A 17346-nucleotide genomic window follows, 5' to 3' on the forward strand; every position below is an offset into this window, starting at 1 on the left:
TGATTGCCGGAAATGCGGGCCGGTCGAACCGATATGCCCGAACGCCTGATAAAGTTTTAAAAACCTGCCTTGCGAAGCAGGTTAATGGTTTTGCCAATTTTGAATTGCCGGAAACGCGAAATACGGAAATCTGATGTTTTATAAATGTTCCGATACGAACCGCAAAATATTGGTTTTGTTTCTGACAGGCAAAAGCACTGTTTATTTGGCTGTCAAAAGGGATGGTTAAGAAAAGTTATGCGCCCCTTTGATGAAGCGCGTCCCAGATAAGGATGGTTGCGCCGACGGCTTCAGACGGCATTTCGGCGGCGGTGTTGGGTTTTGTATCTGGTTTGCCATTGTGTCTTGTGATGATGATTTTGGGTGCGGTTTTTCTGTTTTGATGTGTGAAATGCCGTCTGAAAGGCGGTTCAGACGGCATAGTGGTCATTTTTGTGCGGTCAGGCGGTCGAATACGCCGCCGTCGGCGAAGTAGGTTTTCATGATTTTTTCCCAGCCGCCGAATTTTTCTTCGGGAGAGAAGGTGTCTAAGTCCGGGAAGTCGGCTTTGTGCCGTGCCAATACTTCGGCATTACGCGGGCGCAGGTAGAGTGAGGCGGCGAGTTCTTGCGCCGGTTCGCTCCAAAGGTATTCAAGATAGGATCGGGCGACTTTTTGCGTGCCTTTTTTCGCGACGACGCTGTTGACGACGGCAACGGGGCTTTCGGCGGAAATGGTGTAGCTCGGATAGACGATTTCAAACTGTCCTTGGGTCAGTTTTTTGCTGACGTAGTTGGCTTCGTTTTCAAAAGTGATGAGTACGTCGCCGATGTTTCGTTGTGTGAAGGTGGTGGTGGCGGCGCGTCCTCCGTTTTCAAAAACGGGGATGTTTTTGAGAATGGCTGCAACGAGTTTTTGGGTTTCCTGTTCGTTGCCGTTGGTTGCTTTCAAGCCGTAGCCGTACGCGCCGAGGAAGGCATAGCGTCCGTTGCCTGTGGTTTTGGGATTGGCGATGACGATTTTAACACCGTTTTTGGCAAGGTCGTTCCAGTCGTGGATTTGTTTCGGATTGCTTTTTCGGACAAGGAAAACCATGGTGCTGGTGTAGGGGGCGGCATGGTCTGGTAGGGCTTGTTTCCAGCCTTTTTGTACCAGTCCTTTTTTTTCAAGCAGGTCGATATCGGAGGATTGGTTCATGGTGACGACATCGGCTTGAAGGCCGTTGGCTACGGATAATGCCTGTTTGCTGGAACCACCGTGGGACTGTTGGATGCTGACGGATGTGCCGGGATGTTTGGATTGGTATTCTTTGATAAATAATGGGTTGTATTCTTTGTAGAAATCCCGTGCTACATCGTATGAGGCATTGAGCAGGGCGATGGTTTTACCGTTGGATTCGGTATTTGCCGGGATATTTTGCCCTGACGGATTATCTGGGTTTGCAGAGGGGCTGCATGCGGTGAGCAGGGCTGCGGTATAGAGTGCCGGTGCGTAGGTTTTCATGTGCGTATCCTGTCGGTTGGTGGATACGGCAACTCTATACGGCTATTGGTGTTTGTGGAAATAATGTTTGATTTGAAGATTATCAGTTTTGGTTATAAGGAGTAGTCAGAGGTGTTTTCGCATCAGTTCGCATTTGATTTTGATGCTTGAGTCAAGCTGCAATATTGCGGAACCAAGTGATTCGTAGCGGTTGATGAGGTAAAACGGGATGGAGTTGAGTGAGGCATAGAGTTTTAGGAAACTCAGACCGGACTGGCGGGCAATAGTTTCTGCCTGATGAAGCAGCGAAGTACCCAGCCCCAGATTGTGGAACAAGGGGTGGACGTAAAGTGCGTCAAGCTGTGCTTCTCGACAGTCGATTTGGAAAAAGCCTTGAATGTTGCCTTTATATTCCGCGACCCAAAGTGCTTTATCGGGATCTGAAATGGTCGGTAGGTAGCTGTCTGTATTGAGCAGACCTTCCCATACTTTTAGGGCGTGTTCGTTGTAGCTGAGGATGCAGGTGTATTGGACGGAGTGCAGGTGGACTGTGAAGATGTCTTTGCAGTCTTGCACGGTGGCGGGGCGTAACAGTGTCAGCAGGCTCATGGCGGTATGTCGGCGGCTTCAGACGGCATCTGTGCCGTTGGTCGGATTATAGGGACTGATGCAGTTTTTTTGCTTCTTGAAATGCGGTGTCCGAATCGGTGGTTAAAACGGTAAAGTGTCCCATTTTCCGCCCTTTGCGCGCGGTTTTTTTGCCGTAAAGGTGCAGGTGCGCGTCCGGCCGGCTTTGCAAGAGCAGCCAATCCGGTTCGCCGCCGTCTTCCTGCCAAACGTCGCCCAAAATATTCGCCATACAGCAAGGCGATAATAATTTGGTGTCGGCAGGCGGCAGGTTGCACATAATGCGTACCTGTTGTTGGAACTGGTCTGCGGCGCAGGCATCCAGCGTATGGTGTCCGGAATTGTGCGGACGCGGCGCGATTTCGTTGACGACTAATTCATGTGTATCACCGACGACGAACATTTCCACCGCCAACACGCCGACATAATCCAATTCGTCCGCCAAGCGTTGCGCCATCTGCCGCGCCTGTTGTTGTACGTCGGCACTCAGCCGCGCGGGGACGATGGAATAAGCCAAGATGCCGTTTTCGTGAATATTTTCGGCGGGGTCAAAGGTTTGCACGTTGTCATTGTTCAGACGGCATACGATAACGGAAATTTCGCCGCGCAAATCCACCATTTTTTCTAAAACGCAATCTACGCCGCCGTGTTCGGCAAACGCGGCTTTGAGTTCATCCACCGTTTTGACGCGGATTTGACCTTTGCCGTCGTAGCCCAACGTAGCCGTTTTCAGGATGCCGGGCAAAAATTGCGCGCTTGCTTCGCTGATGTCGTCTGAACGGCAAACCACTTGATACGGCGCGGTTTGCAATCCCGCTTTTCGTATCCACGCCTTTTCCTGAATGCGGTTTTGCGCGATGGCAACGCAGTCGCCGCTCGGGGAAACATTGGTATGTTTTGCCAAAAAGCGCATTGCGTCGGCATTGACGTTTTCAAACTCGGTGGTAACTGCCGCACATTTTGCCAATTCTTTCAAAGCTACTTCATCGTCAAACGGCGCGCACAAATGGCGGTCGGCAAATTCCGCCGCCGGCGCGTCCGAATCGGGGTCGAGTACGGTTACTTTGTAGCCCATGGTTTTGGCGGCAACGGCAAACATTCTGCCTAATTGACCGCCGCCGAGGATGCCGAGCATGGCGGGTGGGAGGATGGGGGATTTGTTCATAGCGTCTTAATTTATCTGTGTTCTGCTGTTTATTTCTGGTCATCTGAAACTGTTAATCCGTCATTCCCGCGCAGGCGGGAATTTAGGCTTCAATCTTTCGGAAATATTTAGAGATTCCTGTCATTTCAAATTTCTGGATTCCCGCTTGCGTGGGAATGACACGGTAAAGGTAGTTGTTTTAATCAAACGATTGCTGCTTATTGTTTGGATTTTCAGACGGCCTGTTGATTCCTTAAAGGGCGTCTGAAAACGCCAAGCCTACCTATCCAACCCTTCCTGCACCATCTGCGCGGCACGAATTACTGCTCGGGCTTTGTTTTGTGTTTCCTGCCATTCTGATTCAGGATTGGAGTCGGCAACCACGCCTGCGCCGCTTTGGACGTATAGCGTGTTGTTTTTCACCACGGCTGTACGGATGGCGATTGCCAAATCCATATCGTTGTTGAAGCCCCATACGCCGACCGCGCCACCGTAGATGCCGCGTTTGCTCGGTTCGACTTCTTCGATGATTTCCATGGCGCGGACTTTGGGTGCGCCGGAGAGTGTGCCTGCGGGGAAGGTGGCGGCGAGGATGTCCATGTTGGTCATACCGTCTTTCAGACGGCCTTCGACGTTGGAGACGATGTGCATTACATGGGAGTATTTTTCAATCATCATTTTGTCGGTGACTTTGACTTCGCCGGTTTTGCTGATGCGGCCGACGTCGTTGCGTCCTAAGTCAATCAACATGACGTGTTCGGCAATCTCTTTTGCATCGCTCAGCAGGTCTTGCTCGTTGGCGAGGTCTTCGGCTGGTGTTTTGCCGCGCAGACGTGTACCGGCAATAGGGCGGACGATGATATCGTCGCGTTCGCGGCGGACGAGGATTTCGGGCGAGGAACCGACAATATGGAAATCGCCGAAATCGTAGTAGAACATATACGGCGATGGGTTTAATGTACGCAGGGCGCGGTAGAGGGCGAGCGGATTGTCGGTAAATTCCATGCTCATGCGTTGGCTGGGGACAACCTGCATACAGTCGCCGGCGAAGATGTAACCTTTGATTTTATCGACGCAGGCTTTGAACGGTTCTTCACCGAATTCGCTGACGGCTTCAGTGTGTTTGCTGCCGAACGAAAGCGGGATGGCGCAGCTTTGGCGCAACTGGGTGCGGATGTCTTCGAGGCGTTCGCGGGCGCGTTCGTAGCCGTCGGGCTGCGAGGGATCGGCATAAACGATGAGGTGGATTTTGCCGCTCAAATTGTCGATAACCGCCAACTCTTGCGACAGCATCAGCAAGATGTCGGGCGTACCGAGCGGGTCGGCTTTGGCGGTATTTTTCAGGCGGTGGGCGAAGTGTTCGAAATTGTAGATGGTTTCGTAACCGAAGTAGCCGACCAAGCCGCCGGTAAAGCGCGGCAGGCTTGGGATTTCGGGCGTTTTGAAGCGGTTGTGGAAGGCTTCGATAAAGGGCAGCGGATTGCCGTCGTGTTGTTCGACGATTTCGCCGTTTTGGTAAACATCGACATGTTTGCCGCTGGCTTTGAGATAGTGGCTGCAAGGCAGGCCGATAAAGGAATAGCGGCCGAAACGTTCGCCACCGACAACGGATTCGAGCAGGTAGGTATAGGGGCAGTTGGCGAGTTTGAGATAGAGGGAAAGCGGCGTATCCAAGTCGGCAAGGAGTTCTTGCACGAGCGGGATGCGGTTGTAGCCTTGGGCGGCTTGGGCTTGGTATTCTTGCTTGCTGATCATTTCTGCTTTCCCAAAAGGCGGTTTCAGACGGCATGATAAGGGGTGCGAGTATAGCATTTTATCGGAATTGTTGACAGTCTGACCGGAGATGCCGTCTGAAAAAAGACGGGCTTACGGCTTTGTTTTGCGCTGCCGGTATTGTTTCCATTTAAACAGATAACCTGCAGTTACGGGAATCAGGGCTAAGATGGTTTTGAACGTCCATGATGCATACCAAGGTAAAGAACCGGGTGCGACCGATTGATTCAGATACGGCCACCAACAGGCAGTCAGGCAGCCGAGCAGCAGCGGCCAGATATGCCGGCTGAGGTTTTTTTGCCAAAGGAGGAATGATGCGGCAGACCAAAGCAGGGTAAGGGCAGTGATTTTTAACACGGTATAAGTATCCGCTCCAAACAGGGCGGCGAGAAAATACGTACCGGTAATCCAGAGGACGGCAAGTATCAGGACAATGATTTCTTCAGGTCGTTTGAACATTTTTTTCTTCCTATTTGATTTCAGACGGCATTGCCGTTCTGTTTGGTTTCCAGCAGCTCCCAGCGTTCCAGTTTTTCCAAAAGCAGCATTTCAATTTCTTCAGCCCTGCTTTGTAACGCACCTGCTTTTTCGTAATCTTTGAAAATTTCAGGATCGGAAAGCCGGGTATTGATTTCAGCCTGCTCGGTTTCCAAAGCTGCGATTTCGTCAGGAAGGGCGTCGAGTTCGCGCTGTTCTTTGTAGGAAAGTTTGACCGTGCGGTTGGCTTTGGGTTTTTCTTTCACCGGTTCGGCATCGGCTGTTTTGGGTGCGGATGCCGTCTGAATCTTCGCTTCGCGTGATTTTGCGTCGATATAGTCCTGATAGCCGCCGATGTATTCTTTCAGACGGCCTTGTCCTTCGAAAACAATGCTTTGGGTAATTACATTGTCGAGGAACATACGGTCATGCGAGACAAGGAATACCGTGCCTTGGTAATCGCGCAACAGGTCTTCGAGCAGCTCTTGAGTGTCGATGTCCAAGTCGTTGGTCGGTTCGTCCAAGACCAAAATATTAGCAGGACGGGTAAAGAGTTTTGCCAGCAAAAGGCGGTTGCGTTCGCCGCCGGAGAGCGATGAAACGGGACTTTGTGCGCGGGCTGGATGGAATAGGAAATCTTCCAAATAGCTCATCACATGCTTTTTCTTACCGCCGATTTCGACGTAATCGTTGCCTTGTCCGAGGGTGTAAAACACGGTGTCGTTTTCGTTCAACGCGCTGCGGAACTGGTCGAAATAGGCGACCTCCTGCTTGCTGCCGATGCGGATTCTGCCGTAGGTCGGCTGCAATTCGCCCAAAATCAGCTTGAGGAAGGTGGTTTTGCCGATACCATTTGGGCCGATTAAGCCGATTTTGTCGCCGCGCTGCAAAATAGCGGAGAATTTATCCATGATGACTTTGTCACCATAGGCAAACGAAGCGTGTTCCAGTTCGGCGATGATTTTGCCGCTTTTCTCGCCGCTATCGAGCTTGAAATTGACCTGCCCTTGTACGTTGCGGTGTTCGGCACGCTGGCGGCGCAGCTCTTCCAAGCGGCGCACGCGGCCTTCGTTGCGGGTACGGCGCGCTTCGATGCCTTTGCGTATCCACGCCTCTTCCTGCGCGTGGAATTTGTCGAAGAGACGGTTGTGTTCCGCCTCGACTGCCAACTCTTGCGCTTTTTTCTCGCTGTATTTGGAGAACGAGCCGGGATAGGAACGCAGAATGCCGCGATCGAGTTCGACAATGCGCGTGGCGATGTTGTCCAAAAAACGGCGGTCGTGGGTAATCACAACCAAGCTGCCTTCAAACGCTTTAAGCAGATTTTCCAGCCAGATAATTGCGTCGATGTCCAAATGGTTGGTCGGTTCGTCCAGCAGCAATACGTCGGGCTTTTGCACCCAAGCCTGCGCCAAAGCGACGCGCTTTTTCTGACCGCCGGAGAGGTTGCCGATTTTTTCGTTTTCCGGCAAACCGAGTTCGCCCAAAGTCTGCTTGACTGCCGCATCCAGTTTCCAGCCGTCCTTCGCTTCGATTTCGAGTTGTAATTCGTTGAGCTCTTTCAACAAAATCTCACTCGAACCGTTTTCCAACTCATGGCCGACGCGGTGGTAACGGCGCAATAAATCGCGAATTTCGCCCAAACCTTCGGCAACGGTATCAAATACGGTTGCGTCCTTATCAAAAAAGGACTCCTGCGGCACATAAACGATTTTGAGATTGTTTTGAACAATAATCTGCCCGTCGTCGAGCTTTTGCACACCGGCAAGGATTTTTAGAAACGAAGATTTACCCGCACCGTTGCGGCCGATTAAACCGATTTTCTCGCCGCTGTCGAGTTGGAAGGAAGTTTTGTCGAGCAAGGCGACGTGGCCGACGGCAAAGGAAGCGTTTTCTACGGATAATATATTCATAATGTCAATTTCCAACAATTAACGTTCGGATTTTGCCGCAAGTTTGGCGCGGGCAATTTCGATGATGCCGGGCAGGACGGAAACAATAATGATGCCGCCCATCACCAAGCCCAGATTGTTTTTTACGACGGGGAAGTTGGCAAAGAAATAGCCTGCATAAGAAAACAGGATAACCCACAACAAGCCGCCGATGATGTTGTAGCGGATAAATTTGGCATAGTGCATTTTCCCCATACCGGCGACAAAGGGGGCGAAGGTGCGGACGATGGGTACAAAACGGGCAATGATGATGGTTTTCCCGCCGTGTTTTTCGTAAAAACGGTGGGTTTTATCGAGATATTTGCGTCGGAAGATTTTAGAATCGGGATTGGCGAACAGCCTGCCGCCGAAATACTTACCGACGGTAAAATTGAGAGCATCACCGAGTATGGCGGCAACAAATAGCAGCATAACCATCAGATGAATATCCATACCGCCTAGTGCGGCAATCCCACCAGCGGCAAACAGCAGCGAATCGCCGGGCAGGAAGGGGGTAATAATCAGACCGGTTTCGCAGAACACAATAATAAATAAAATGGCGTAAATCCAAATGCCGTATTGTGCCGACAGCGCAAGCAGGTGTTGGTCGATATGGAGGATGAAGTCGATGGCAGATGCAACCACGGTGCATTTCCTAAAAAAATAGACCGTGTATTTTAACCGATTGGAAAAATGCCGTCTGAAAAGTTTCAGACGGCATCGGTTTTATTTTTTCTTTGCAAGGCAAAAGGCGGTCAGTCCCGCGCAGCGGTTGCTTTTTTGTATGCGGATTTCGAGGCGGCATATTGAAGCCAGTATGCGGTTGATGACGGGATGATGCCGCATCAGTTGGGATTTGGGATTTTGTCCGGATCTCAACCGTCCGAGCAGGCGGACGGTTGCGGCAAGGGGGAATACTGCGCCAAAATAATAGTTCCCCCCGAGGACGGTCAGCCCGGTGCTGCGGATTAAGTTCTCGAACTGTATCAGGCGGTAGCGGCGGTAATGCCCCAAAAATTCGTCGTGCCCGCTCCACAGGGACTGGAAGGCGGGTACGGAAATGAGGAATTCCGTGCCGGAAGGGACTTTTGCGATATAGTCCTCTAGCATTGCCTTGTCGTCTTCGACGTGTTCCAAAACATCCATCATCAGCACCAGGTCGGCATCGCTCATGCCGATGGTGCGGCGGAAATGAATCGGTTTGCCGCAATATGACTCATCTTTTTCACCCGTGTAGGCGGTGTCGATGCACAATGCTTCGCGTATATCGGAATTTTCCAGCAGGAAGTGTGAAAAAAAGGCGGAGCCTGCGCCGACATCCAGCACTTTGCGGAAGGTTCTGCCTTTTAAAAGATTGGCAACGGCAAGTGCTTTGGATGCGTAATACCAATGGCTGTTGATGCTGTCGCCCAAAATACCGCTTTCTTTTACATCCATTTTATTATCCTTTCTTTCGGTTTTTTAAAATATATCGGGGACGCTGTTTGGTTTCGATATAGATACGCCCGATATATTCGCCGAGTATGCCGATACCGATGAGCTGGATTCCGCCGAGAAACAGGATGCAGGCCAAAAGCGACGGGTAACCGGGAATATCTTTTCCATAGACGAGCGTTCGGAGAATAATCAATGAGCCGTATAAAAATGCGGTAAATGCAAACAAAAAGCCGATATACGTCCATATCTTCAGCGGGACGGTCGAAAATCCGGTAATGCCGTCCCAAGCGAGATTCCAAAGTTTCAAGGCATTGAATTTGGTATGGCCGATGATGCGTTTCGGACGGGTGTATTCGATAACTTCCCCTCTGTCCGGCCAGGAAAGTAATCCTTTCATAAAGAGGTTTCGTTCGGGCATTTTGATAACGGTGTCGATGATGTCGCGTGAAATTAGTCGGAAATCGCCGACATTTTCTTCAATTCTGACGGGGCTGATTTTATTGTAAAGTTTATAGAAGAAGGACGCGCTCCATCTTTTGAGCGGATGGTCTTGCGTCCGCCCGATGCGTTTTGCCAATACGGTTTTTGCGCCGGCACGCCATTTTTCGAGCATAGTCGGAATCAGTTCTATGGGGTCTTGAAGGTCGACGTCAATCGGAATGGCGGCATTGCCCGATGCGTGTTCCAAGCCGGCGAAAAGGGCGTTTTCCTTGCCGAAATTGCGTGTAAAGTGCAGCGGTTTGACCAAGGGGTCTGCAAGGGCGAGGTTTTCCAAAACGGTTTCCGTATTGTCCGTGCTCCCGTCGTTGCAGAAGACGATTTCGACTTCGTATTTTTGAAGCCCCCTGCTTTCCCTGACGGCACGGTAGAAAATCGGAATGGCAGCTTCTTCATTCCACACCGGGACGATAAGCGATATTTTCATGGTTTTCCTTTTGTTTGGGCAAAAACAAGGTAACTCGAGCACAGGTAGCCATATATCAGGCTGATGGCGGAAAATCCGACGGCAGCGACCTGCGGCGGCATAGCAAGGGCATCCGATGCCAAACCGCTTGCCGATGCCGCAAAACCCATCAGCAGTACGAAACAGGCATAGCGTTTGAAGGAAGCTTTTGTACCGAACGTCCATCTTGCATTTGCGGCAAAACCGAATGCTGAGGCTGCGGCAAAGGCTATGAGGTTTGCGGCGGCGGTGGGATATTGCCGGCTTGACAGCACGGTAAAAACGGCGATATGGATTAGGGTGTTGATGATACCGACCATGCCGTAGCGCGAGAACCGTTTGAGCCGCATATCAATGCCGTCTAAAAAGCGACCATTCCCCTATGGTCTTGATATGGGAAACACGGGAGCAGGAGGGATTGGCGGCAAGCAGTTTTTCCAATGTGTCCGATGTATGGTTGGCGGTCAGGATAAGCAGGTAGTCATAGCGGCGACAGTCTGTTTTCCGAGTCAGGTTATATTCGGACAAAAACCTGACTTGACTGTACCCGTCATACATTTCTTTCATTTTCATGCGGACGGGCATAGCGTGCGCCGAGGCAAAGCTGTAATCCGCCCACCCCTGCCTTTCGGCCTGATACCATTGTGCGATATGGAAGAACTCGCCGCCCGAAGTCAGGCTGCCTTCGCTGATGGACAAGGGGTCGTTGACAGTCAGGACTTTTTTGCCGTTTTCCATCATTTGGGAAATTTTTATAAAATCAGCCAGCTTCTGCGAGCGGTCAAAAAGGATGTTGTTAAGGTAGGCTTTGCCTGTCAGCGCGGCGATGCACAAGGCGGACAACAGGCAGGCTGCTTCCGATATTTTTGCTGCAATCCTGCCCGGCGTTTCCGGTTTCTTTTCCCAAATCAGATAATAAAAAATAGGGACGAACAGGGCGAAGCGTTCGTAAAGGAAGCTGGTTTGAAAGGTAAAATGAGGCATCAGGAAATAAACCGCAAGACAGGCAAGCAGCGGGACGTACCGGCTTTTTTCCCGAGTGGGGCGGCAGTTTGCCGCTATGGGGGCGGCAAATAGGAAGAGGCAGGCAATGTCGTAGTAGAACAGGACCGACATATTCCAAGGCAGGTAGGCAATTTCCAGTATTTTGTCCCAAAAGGAATGTTGGATAAAGTTGTCTTCAAATGCCTTATAGGGGACGGGGTTGGGTTTTGCGGTATAACGTGCCAAAAGGGCGGCGAAAAAAAGATAGGCGGCTGTCAGGGAAAAACGCTGTTTCCAAGGGATTTCTTTAATTCTGAAAAGAAAGTATCCGTATGAAAGCAAGCAGAAAAACGAAAAGGTCAGAATATGGGAGAAGTACGACCATATCCCCAATGCGGAAACGGCGGCAAGCATCTTTGCCGAGGGGTTTTCAATCCAACGCTTGTTGGTAATGAAAAACAGTATGCCGATGGGAATGCCCATAATGTAGCCGACAAAGCCCCATTGAAAGGCAAATCCGAAAAAACAGGTCAGCGCGACCCAGTCGGTCATCCTTTCCGCCCCCATTTCCTTTCTCATTTTGACTGCCGTATAAATGAAAAATAAAAATTCGAGGGAGACCAAAGCCTTAGAAGAAGCATTAATGCCCATAAACTGATACAGCGCCAACCATAGGGCATAAACGGTCAGATAAGGCGTATCCCAATTTATTTGCAGCATATCCGCCCACGGACTGCGGTGTTTGAGCAAATCATCCAAGGCGGCAACCTGCGCGGCGTGTTGCGGCAGGTCGTTCATCGGCAGGTATTTCGGATAAAACAGGAAACATACCGTTGCAAGGACGGTAAGGAAAAACAGCCTGTTTTGTATTTTGTCGGATAAAGGTAGTGCGATGTTCATCAAAATTTTCTTGGTTGTTTCATTCCTACCCGTCAGGATATTAGTATGTTTGAAAGGTAAGCCTTTCTAAATTGGGACGCACATAGGACCGAACCGTATGTGTGTCTCGTCTGTATGGCAGTTGGCTTTTACATAACAAAACAATTGTTACGGTTGACATAATAAAGAAATCGGGGTGGGGGGTAGATTTGCAGACTATATTTAACCTATTCTTACTAATTATTATATATTTTAACAATTTAGAGGAGTTCAGATAAAAAAATGCCGTCTGAAACCCGGAAATCAGGTTTCAGACGGCATTTTGTCCTGAAAGGCTGTTCAAATCAGCGGTGGTAATTCGGTGCTTCTTTGGTAATTTGAACGTCGTGAACGTGCGATTCGCTCATACCGGCAGAAGTGATTTCCACAAATTCTGCTTTCTCGTGCATTTCGGCAATATTGGCGCAACCCAAATAACCCATACTGGAACGCAAACCGCCGGTCAGTTGGTGGATGATGTTCACAATCGGACCTTTGTAAGGAACGCGGCCTTCGATGCCTTCGGGGACGTATTTGTCGGTGCTGTCGGTTTTGTCTTGGAAGTAGCGGTCGGCAGAACCTTGGCTCATCGCGCCCAAGGAACCCATACCGCGATAGGATTTGTACGAGCGGCCTTGGTAGAGTTCGATTTCGCCCGGTGCTTCTTCCGTGCCGGCAAACATACCGCCGAGCATTACACTGTACGCGCCTGCGGCGAGGGCTTTGGCGATGTCGCCGGAGAAGCGGATGCCGCCGTCGGCAATCAGCGGAACGCCCGTGCCTTTGAGGGCTTCGGCAACGTTGTGGATGGCGGTCAGTTGCGGCACGCCCACGCCTGCCACGATACGGGTCGTACAAATCGAACCCGGGCCGATACCGACTTTGACGGCATCCGCGCCTGCGGCAACCAAATCCAAAGCGGCTTTGGCAGTGGCGATGTTGCCGCCGATGACTTGGATGTGCGGATAGGTTTCTTTGACCCAGCGCACGCGGTCGATCACGCCTTGGCTGTGTCCGTGTGCGGTATCGACGACAATCACGTCAACGCCGGCTTCGACCAAGGCTTTAACGCGCTCTTCGGTGTCGCCGCCGGTGCCGACTGCCGCACCGACGCGCAGACGGCCTTCGGAATCTTTGTTGGCATTGGGAAATTCAGTGGTTTTTAAAATGTCTTTAACGGTAATCAAGCCTTTAAGCTCGTCTTTTTCGTTCAAGACTAAAACGCGCTCGACTTTATGTTCGTGCATCAGTTCGCGCGCTTCGTCTATGCTTGTGCCTTCGGGGACGGTAACCAGACGTTCGCGCGGGGTCATAATGGCGGAAACGGGCAAATCAACGCGGTTTTCAAAACGCAGGTCGCGGTTGGTTACGATGCCGACGACTTTGCCGTTTTCAACGACGGGCAGGCCGGACATTTTGCGTTTGCGCTGCGCACGCATTTCCAAGACTTCGCGGATGAGCGTTGTCGGCGCAACGGTTACAGGGTCTTTGACCACGCCGCTTTCGTGGCGTTTCACTTTGGAAACGGCGCGCGCCTGCATTTCGGGAGTCATGTTTTTATGGATGATGCCGATGCCGCCTTCCTGTGCCATCGAAATGGCGAGGCGCGCCTCGGTAACGGTATCCATCGCGGCGGAAAGCAGGGGGAGGTTGAGTGTGATTTCGCGGGTAAGCTTGGTTTGAAGTTTAACGTCTCGCGGCAGCACGGTCGAATGTGCGGGAACCAACAAAACATCGTCGAAAGTATAGGCTTTTTCTACGATACGCATAATGCTCGGTCTTTCAGTTTGTGCAAGATGCACGGCATTATAGCACGTTGCCGGCAGCTTGACAGTCTATGCAGAAAAACGCCTCGATTGAGCTGGTTGTGTTATGTTTTTTTAGATTTGGATAAAGATTAGCATTCCACAAAATTCTCTTCAATAAATTCCTCAAAGGAGTTTGAAAGCACCTGCTTTTCTTCTGTATCGTAATCAAATAGCACCACTTCGCCATTAGGCATAATAGCGATAGGATTGCCCGAACCATCATCAGCAATTACAAGACTTTTATTAATTTCAGGGAAAAGATTAGTATCATTAAAAAGGCTACGAGCGCTATTTGTTAAATCAAATATTGTTTCATTTCCTATTGATGTTCCATTTATAAAAGCATGAATCGCTAATCCAGCATAAGCACCTCCAAAGTTTTGAATAAACTCTTTATAATCTTTATCCATTATAATATTAAGTTCTTTTTCTGCATTTGCGATTTGTTCATTAGTAGCCGCTTTTCCTAACATAGTGGGATTTTTCTGATAAAAAACATTCAATTTATTTATGACTTCTTGTTTCATATCCGTATTTTCAAAATTAATGACAGCCTATTTTTTTGCCTCTCGCCTTTAATTCCGCTTCGGCTTGGCTTTTCCAATATTTTTGCTTCCATTTGTTAAATGCAGCCCGTTCATCAGGTGTTAATCCAGTTCCTTTTTGCTTCCCAAATGGGTGTTGTCCAGGAATTATTTGCAATATCCCCCGCCTTCAGACGGCATACGGCGCGGCGGCGGATGCCGTCTGAAAACCGGCAGGGTGCTTATGTCAACTGTTCCAGCAAAGCCTGTTTCAGGGTAGATTGGATTTTCGGATTTTTCAAATCGGGGCTGAAGACGGTAAAACTGTCTTCGACACGTTCGTCCAACGTGGAGATTTTGGCGTAGCGCAGGCTGACGTTGTGGGCGAAAAAGACTTCCGCCATATCGGCGAGTAGGAAGGGGCGGTTGACGGCGGTGATTTCGACGGAGTACCAGTCTGGATAGTCTTCTTCGGGGGTGATGGTGATGCTTGGCGCAATCGGCATATAGCGGCTGCGGCGGCTGATGCGACGGCTGTGGCTTTGGGTTTCGGCAACGGTGTGTCCGTGGATAAAGCTGTTGAGTTCGGCTTCGAGCGCGCTTTGGATGTCGGGGTAGTCTTCGGGGGCGTGTTGTGAGGGGATTTGCACGATGAAGGTGTCGAGGATGTAGTCGTGTTCGGTGATAAAGGCGCGGGCGGCGAGAATGTCGAAGCCGTGGCGGCTGAAGATGCGGCAGAGGCGGGCAAATAGGCGCGGGCCGTTGGGCATAAAGACCATGACTTGAAAGCTATCGCTTTTGGGCAGGATGCGGCTGCGGACGATGGGGGTTTCAAAGTCGTGTACGAGGTTGGCGGCATGCCACAGGATTTCGCGGGACTGATGGCGGGCGAAATAGGCAGAACCGAGCGCGTTCCATAGTTTTTTCTGCTGTTTTTCGGGGACGGCGGCGCGGGTGAGCAATTCGGCGGCTTCTTGTTGGCGGCAGCCGAAGAGGGCATGCGGGTTGCCGCCGTCGCCTGCGAGGTAGCGTCCGGCGGCGTGGAACAGGCTTTCCAACAGGCTGGCACGCCATGCGTTCCATAGTTTGGGATTGGTGCCGCGTATGTCGGAAATGGTCAGAAGGTAGAGTGCGCTGAGACGTTCGTGGGTTTGCACGCGTTTGCAGAAGGCATCGAGTACGTCGGGGTCTTGGATGTCTTCTTTTTGGGCGACGGTGGACATAAGAAGATGGTTTTCGACCAGCCAGGCAAGCAGGTTGCTTTCTTCTTCGGTCAGGAAGTGGTCGGCGGCAAATTGGCGCGCGTCTGCGATGCCTTGTATGGCGTGGTCGCCGCCGCGTCCTTTGGCGATGTCATGGAAGAAGGCGGCGAGATAAAGGATGTCTTGTTTTTCAAAGGACTGCATCAGCGCGGAGGCGTAGGGCAGCTCGTGGCTGTGCATATCTAGGGCAAGGCGGCGGATGTTGCGGACGACGGCGAGGATGTGGTCGTCTACGGGATAGATATGGAACAGGTCGTGCTGGAGCAGGCCGACGATTTTTTCCCACGCGGGCAGGTAGCGTCCCAACACGCCGTAGAGGTTGAGGAAGCGCAGGGTTTGGGTCAGTCCGTTGCCGCTGCGGAAAAAGCCGGCGAAGCGGCGGCGGTTTTCGGGATTTTGGTAGAAGCTGCGGTTAATTTTGCGCGTCGCGCCCCACCATGCGCGCAGGGTTTGCGGTTCGAGCGCGGTAATGTCGTTGCGCTGCTGCATGATTTCGACGATTTTGAAAATGTGTTCGGGCTGCCTCAAAAAAATATCGGTGTGCCACGCGGCAATTTGGTTGTTGACTTGGATGTAGTCGTCGTCAATCCGCAGGGTAACGAGCATCGGGGTGGAGGAAACGCGGCTTTGCAACATGGGTGTGAGGATGCCGCTCAGTTGTTTGACGGTTTTAATCGCGCGGTAAAATACGCGCATCAGTTCTTCGCTTTGACGGCGGAGGTTCAAGCCTTGATAACCCATACTTTCGGCAACTTGCGGCTGCAAATCGAACAGCAGGCGGTCTTCGGCGCGCTTTGCGTTTAAATGCAGATGGATGCGGATGTGGGCGAGGCGGCGGTAGCCGTGTGAAAGCATACCGGCTTCAGTGCGCGTCAGAATGCCTTGTTTGACCAGCGCAGGCAGGTTGGCCGCCAAGCCTTGTGCTTTCGCTATCCAAAGCAGGGTGTGGATGTCGCGCAGACCGCCGGGACAGCTTTTGATGTTTGGTTCCAACACCGCCCCTGAGCCTTGCGATTTGGCGTGGCGGTGTTCCATCTCCACCAGTTTTGCCTCGATAAACGCCGCTACATTGCGTTGCGCGTTCATTTTTTCGGCCAATTCGTCTGCTGTTTGGCGGTTGCCAAACAAAAACCTAGCCTCTAAAAACGCTGTGTCCCCCGTAATATCATTGCGCACGCTTTCGCACAGTTCGTCAATGCCGCCGCTTTTTACAGACGGCATCAGTTTGCAGTCCCAAAGGGTTTGGACAAACCGGGCAATCTGTTCCTGAATGCCGTCTGAAAGCGGGGCAGGGGAGACAACCGCCAAATCCACGTCCGAACAGGGATACAGTTCGCCGCGCCCGAAGCCGCCCACCGCCATCAGGCATAGCGCGCTGTTTTGAAAATACGCTGCCCACAATGCTGCCAGCAAGGTTTCGACTGCCGCCGTATGTTCCCTGAAAAATACCGACGCGCGGTTGGCTTTCAAATAATGCGCTTCGGCGGTAGCGCGCTGCTGTTTGAAGGTTTCCAGTGCTGAAGACAGGTTTGCAGGCATTTTTATTCTTTCGATTGGTGGGAAAAAGGGAGGCGGATGGTTCGGCGGTCAAATACCGCTTTCAGACGGCATTTGTCGGGTATCGGCGGAATTGGTCATCAGGTTCAACCGTTCCTGCGGCGGCAGCAGCAACTGATACGCCGCCACGCCCAAAGCCGCCGCCATTTTTTCGATATTCGACAGGGCGATGTTCCAGCGTTTGCGCTCGACTGCCGACACATAAGTCCTGTCCAAACCGCATTGCCGCGCCAATTCTTCTTGCGACCAACCCTTGTTCACGCGGAAAAGCCGCATATTGTATGCCAATACCGCCCGCAAATCCTGTTCGTCAGGCAGTTCGGCAGGCAGAGTCAATTTGTTGCCCATCATTTGTTTCCGGATAAATGGTTAAAAGTTAAGCATTTGCTGTTACGGATTTTACTTCACATAAAAGCCAAAAAAAGGGGTGGCGACAGCCACACCCAAACACACACACATCAAGAGGAAAGAGGTAAAATCAAGACAGATTGGGAAACAGC

16 protein-coding genes are annotated in these 17346 nt (G+C 51.2%); all 16 read right to left on the bottom strand.

What is annotated here, in order from left to right:
- Positions 1 to 235 precede the first annotated feature (235 nt).
- Entirely contained in the window at positions 236 to 421 is a 186-nt protein-coding gene (locus Q3O06_RS01955) for a hypothetical protein (RefSeq protein WP_301817377.1), read from the bottom strand.
- A 5-nt stretch (positions 422 to 426) separates the two neighbouring features.
- Positions 427 to 1482 (bottom strand): sulfate ABC transporter substrate-binding protein, encoded by a 1056-nt coding sequence (locus tag Q3O06_RS01960; protein ID WP_301817378.1) that lies wholly within the window; start codon positions 1480 to 1482, stop codon positions 427 to 429.
- A gap of 105 nt (positions 1483 to 1587) precedes the next feature.
- Positions 1588 to 2070 carry a GNAT family N-acetyltransferase gene (locus tag Q3O06_RS01965; protein WP_301817379.1) on the bottom strand — a complete coding sequence of 161 codons (483 nt, stop codon included), beginning with the start codon at positions 2068 to 2070 and terminating at the stop codon, positions 1588 to 1590.
- A gap of 46 nt (positions 2071 to 2116) precedes the next feature.
- Positions 2117 to 3253, bottom strand: a complete 1137-nt coding sequence (locus Q3O06_RS01970) for a 5-(carboxyamino)imidazole ribonucleotide synthase (RefSeq protein ID WP_301817380.1) — start codon at positions 3251 to 3253, stop codon at positions 2117 to 2119.
- A gap of 258 nt (positions 3254 to 3511) precedes the next feature.
- Entirely contained in the window at positions 3512 to 4987 is a 1476-nt protein-coding gene (trpE, locus tag Q3O06_RS01975; RefSeq protein WP_301817381.1) for an anthranilate synthase component I, read from the bottom strand.
- 111 nt (positions 4988 to 5098) lie between these two features.
- Positions 5099 to 5464: a hypothetical protein gene (locus tag Q3O06_RS01980; RefSeq protein ID WP_301817382.1), complete on the bottom strand. Its 366-nt coding sequence runs from the start codon at positions 5462 to 5464 to the stop codon at positions 5099 to 5101.
- A gap of 20 nt (positions 5465 to 5484) precedes the next feature.
- Positions 5485 to 7395, bottom strand: coding sequence for an ATP-binding cassette domain-containing protein (locus tag Q3O06_RS01985; protein WP_301817383.1), 1911 nt, complete (start codon positions 7393 to 7395; stop codon positions 5485 to 5487).
- Between the two features lie 18 nt (positions 7396 to 7413).
- Positions 7414 to 8058: a DedA family protein gene (locus Q3O06_RS01990; protein WP_301817384.1), complete on the bottom strand. Its 645-nt coding sequence runs from the start codon at positions 8056 to 8058 to the stop codon at positions 7414 to 7416.
- A gap of 81 nt (positions 8059 to 8139) precedes the next feature.
- Positions 8140 to 8850, bottom strand: a complete 711-nt coding sequence (locus Q3O06_RS01995) for a methyltransferase domain-containing protein (protein WP_301817385.1) — start codon at positions 8848 to 8850, stop codon at positions 8140 to 8142.
- A gap of 4 nt (positions 8851 to 8854) precedes the next feature.
- Positions 8855 to 9775 carry a glycosyltransferase family 2 protein gene (locus Q3O06_RS02000; protein ID WP_301817386.1) on the bottom strand — a complete coding sequence of 307 codons (921 nt, stop codon included), beginning with the start codon at positions 9773 to 9775 and terminating at the stop codon, positions 8855 to 8857.
- Positions 9772 to 10143 carry a GtrA family protein gene (locus Q3O06_RS02005; protein WP_301817387.1) on the bottom strand — a complete coding sequence of 124 codons (372 nt, stop codon included), beginning with the start codon at positions 10141 to 10143 and terminating at the stop codon, positions 9772 to 9774. Before Q3O06_RS02005 ends, Q3O06_RS02000 begins: the two co-directional genes overlap by 4 nt.
- 1 nt (position 10144) lies before the next feature.
- Positions 10145 to 11677: a hypothetical protein gene (locus Q3O06_RS02010; protein ID WP_301817388.1), complete on the bottom strand. Its 1533-nt coding sequence runs from the start codon at positions 11675 to 11677 to the stop codon at positions 10145 to 10147.
- 323 nt (positions 11678 to 12000) lie between these two features.
- Positions 12001 to 13464, bottom strand: a complete 1464-nt coding sequence (gene guaB, locus Q3O06_RS02015) for an IMP dehydrogenase (protein WP_301817389.1) — start codon at positions 13462 to 13464, stop codon at positions 12001 to 12003.
- A 128-nt stretch (positions 13465 to 13592) separates the two neighbouring features.
- Positions 13593 to 14030, bottom strand: coding sequence for an SMI1/KNR4 family protein (locus Q3O06_RS02020; RefSeq protein WP_301817390.1), 438 nt, complete (start codon positions 14028 to 14030; stop codon positions 13593 to 13595).
- Between the two features lie 239 nt (positions 14031 to 14269).
- Positions 14270 to 16828, bottom strand: a complete 2559-nt coding sequence (glnD, locus tag Q3O06_RS02025) for a [protein-PII] uridylyltransferase (protein ID WP_301817391.1) — start codon at positions 16826 to 16828, stop codon at positions 14270 to 14272.
- Between the two features lie 48 nt (positions 16829 to 16876).
- The gene (locus Q3O06_RS02030; protein WP_003710267.1) at positions 16877 to 17197 is read right to left on the bottom strand and encodes a helix-turn-helix domain-containing protein; all 321 of its coding nucleotides are present in this window, start codon (positions 17195 to 17197) and stop codon (positions 16877 to 16879) included.
- Positions 17198 to 17346 lie beyond the last annotated feature (149 nt).

The organism is Neisseria maigaei, from assembly GCF_958267405.1.
GTDB lineage: Bacteria > Pseudomonadota > Gammaproteobacteria > Burkholderiales > Neisseriaceae > Neisseria > Neisseria bergeri.

What these genes read in the sequence shown, in the direction of transcription:
- Q3O06_RS01995 (WP_301817385.1), bottom strand. Translation starts at nt 8,850, where the DNA reads ATGGATGTAAAAGAAAGCGGTATTTTGGGCGACAGCATCAACAGCCAT.
- Q3O06_RS01985 (WP_301817383.1), bottom strand. Translation starts at nt 7,395, where the DNA reads ATGAATATATTATCCGTAGAAAACGCTTCCTTTGCCGTCGGCCACGTC.
- Q3O06_RS02020 (WP_301817390.1), bottom strand. Translation starts at nt 14,030, where the DNA reads ATGAAACAAGAAGTCATAAATAAATTGAATGTTTTTTATCAGAAAAAT.
- guaB (WP_301817389.1), bottom strand. Translation starts at nt 13,464, where the DNA reads ATGCGTATCGTAGAAAAAGCCTATACTTTCGACGATGTTTTGTTGGTT.
- Q3O06_RS01980 (WP_301817382.1), bottom strand. Translation starts at nt 5,464, where the DNA reads ATGTTCAAACGACCTGAAGAAATCATTGTCCTGATACTTGCCGTCCTC.
- Q3O06_RS02030 (WP_003710267.1), bottom strand. Translation starts at nt 17,197, where the DNA reads ATGATGGGCAACAAATTGACTCTGCCTGCCGAACTGCCTGACGAACAG.
- trpE (WP_301817381.1), bottom strand. Translation starts at nt 4,987, where the DNA reads ATGATCAGCAAGCAAGAATACCAAGCCCAAGCCGCCCAAGGCTACAAC.
- Q3O06_RS02005 (WP_301817387.1), bottom strand. Translation starts at nt 10,143, where the DNA reads ATGCGGCTCAAACGGTTCTCGCGCTACGGCATGGTCGGTATCATCAAC.
- Q3O06_RS01965 (WP_301817379.1), bottom strand. Translation starts at nt 2,070, where the DNA reads ATGAGCCTGCTGACACTGTTACGCCCCGCCACCGTGCAAGACTGCAAA.
- Q3O06_RS02000 (WP_301817386.1), bottom strand. Translation starts at nt 9,775, where the DNA reads ATGAAAATATCGCTTATCGTCCCGGTGTGGAATGAAGAAGCTGCCATT.
- Q3O06_RS02010 (WP_301817388.1), bottom strand. Translation starts at nt 11,677, where the DNA reads ATGAACATCGCACTACCTTTATCCGACAAAATACAAAACAGGCTGTTT.
- glnD (WP_301817391.1), bottom strand. Translation starts at nt 16,828, where the DNA reads ATGCCTGCAAACCTGTCTTCAGCACTGGAAACCTTCAAACAGCAGCGC.
- Q3O06_RS01970 (WP_301817380.1), bottom strand. Translation starts at nt 3,253, where the DNA reads ATGAACAAATCCCCCATCCTCCCACCCGCCATGCTCGGCATCCTCGGC.
- Q3O06_RS01955 (WP_301817377.1), bottom strand. Translation starts at nt 421, where the DNA reads ATGCCGTCTGAACCGCCTTTCAGACGGCATTTCACACATCAAAACAGA.
- Q3O06_RS01960 (WP_301817378.1), bottom strand. Translation starts at nt 1,482, where the DNA reads ATGAAAACCTACGCACCGGCACTCTATACCGCAGCCCTGCTCACCGCA.